The 1,628-nt window shown below is 62.7% G+C and carries 3 protein-coding genes; all 3 read right to left on the minus strand.

Annotated features, from left to right (window positions below; all coding sequences use genetic code 11):
• A partial coding sequence (locus DD606_RS25050) for a triphosphoribosyl-dephospho-CoA synthase (protein ID WP_176691490.1) occupies positions 1-461 on the minus strand: 461 nt, incomplete at its 3' end.
• Entirely contained in the window at positions 439-978 is a 540-nt protein-coding gene (citX, locus tag DD606_RS25055) for a citrate lyase holo-[acyl-carrier protein] synthase (RefSeq protein ID WP_023314828.1), read from the minus strand. The genes citX and DD606_RS25050, both read right to left, overlap by 23 nt.
• Positions 975-1,628 (minus strand): citrate lyase subunit alpha (locus DD606_RS25060; RefSeq protein ID WP_306768327.1); only part of this gene is annotated, 654 nt, incomplete at its 5' end. The genes citX and DD606_RS25060, both read right to left, overlap by 4 nt.

The following is a 1,628-nucleotide window of genomic DNA, read 5'->3' on the forward strand; positions in this document are numbered from 1 at the left end:
GTTGCCTGCCCGCTGCGCCCGGCCAGCTCCCGCGCCACCAGCCCGCGACAGATGTTACTTACCTCACAACAGAGGCTATCCGCAGAGATATTTTTCACACGACCGGCGGCGAAGCAGAGCAAACCAAGAGCAAAAATACCGCCCTTGTGGGTATTTACCCCGCCCGTGGCGGCGTACATTGCCTGCTCGCAGGCCATTCCCATTGGGCGGAGAATCCGCAACTGCCGATCGGCAGGTTTGGCCGCATGTGCTTCACCCAGTTCCGCAAACCGGGCAAACCACGGCGTAATCGCCATAATGCTGCGGACAAACAAGGCATGGTCCATATCCCGATGCGAGCCGTTATTGAGCCTGTCCACCAGCCCCGGCTTGGGCGTCAGCTCCAGCTCCTGCCACAGCGCCGCTTCGGCAAGCGCAGGCACGTCAACCGGGCGCGGTTTAGTCGCGAGCAAACCAGTCATCGATCATCTTCTCCACGCGGGAAACCACCTGCTCAACGGGATGGTGGCGCGAACGGGAACAGGCGTGGGCGGGCTCGTCGCAAATCAGACAGCGTCTGAGGTGTGAACCCAGCGACTGACGGCCCACGAGGCCGTTTTCAGGGCAGATCACGTCCAGATCCCACAGTCTGCCGAGCGGGTGCGTCTGCTCCAGTTCTGCACAGTGCGCCTTAATTTCCGCCGCCGGATGCGCGACGCACCACAATGCTTCAGGTCCGGTGGGTAGCCAGAGCACCTGGCGGTCCAGCACCTGCCAGCGGTTTTCCCACAGCAGCTGGTCGCACATCTGTAACGCCACCCCCATGGTGTTGCGGTAGCGCAGGCTGTCTTTGATTTCCCCGGGCGTGACCAGCGTGAGGGAGATCACCGGTTGTTGATAGTGCGTAAGCCAGTCAGCCTGGCGGGCTGCGCGGCGCTCTTTCGCCGCCAGCAGTTCCTCCAGGCTGACACCCGCCCGCACGGGTGTCGCAAAAGTCATACTTCCTCCTTCACCTGTCGCACAGTGTCGATCACGCTGCCGTCGCGGTAGCGGATCACCCCGACGATTTTGTCGGTGAACTCAATCGGTTTCGGTACGCCTGTCAACGAAATCGCTCGCTCATACAGCGCGTTGATATCTACAACCTTCATCCCTGCTTCCATGAGTCGTTCGCGGATCTCCGGGCGCGCCGGGTTGACCGCAATACCGTGGTCGGTGACCAGCACGTCAATGCTCTCCCCCGGCGTGAGGCGAGTGGTAACGCGCTTCACGACGGTCGGGATGCGGCTTCGCAGCAGCGGCGCGACCACAATGGTCAGGTTGGCTGCCGCCGCCACGTCGCAGTGTCCGCCGGATGCGCCACGCATCACGCCGTCGGAGCCGGTGATGACATTGACGTTAAAGTCGACGTCGATTTCCAGAGCGCTGAGGATCACCACGTCGAGCTGGTCGCAGCTTGCCGCCTTGCTGCCGGGGTTGGCATAGACGTTGGTGGAGATCTCCACGTGGTTCGGGTTGCGCGCCAGCGAGGCCGCTGCCTGGCCGTCAAAGCACTGGGTGTCGAGCAGCTTTTCGATGAGCCCCTTCTCGTGCAGATCCACCAGGCTGCCGGTGATGCCGCCGAGCGCAAAGCGCGCCTTCACGCCGCT

The sequence above is a fragment of the Enterobacter cloacae complex sp. GF14B genome (assembly GCF_004136805.1).
In the GTDB taxonomy this organism is placed as follows: domain Bacteria; phylum Pseudomonadota; class Gammaproteobacteria; order Enterobacterales; family Enterobacteriaceae; genus Enterobacter; species Enterobacter hormaechei_C.

What these genes read in the sequence shown, in the direction of transcription:
- citX (WP_023314828.1), bottom strand. Translation starts at nt 978, where the DNA reads ATGACTTTTGCGACACCCGTGCGGGCGGGTGTCAGCCTGGAGGAACTG.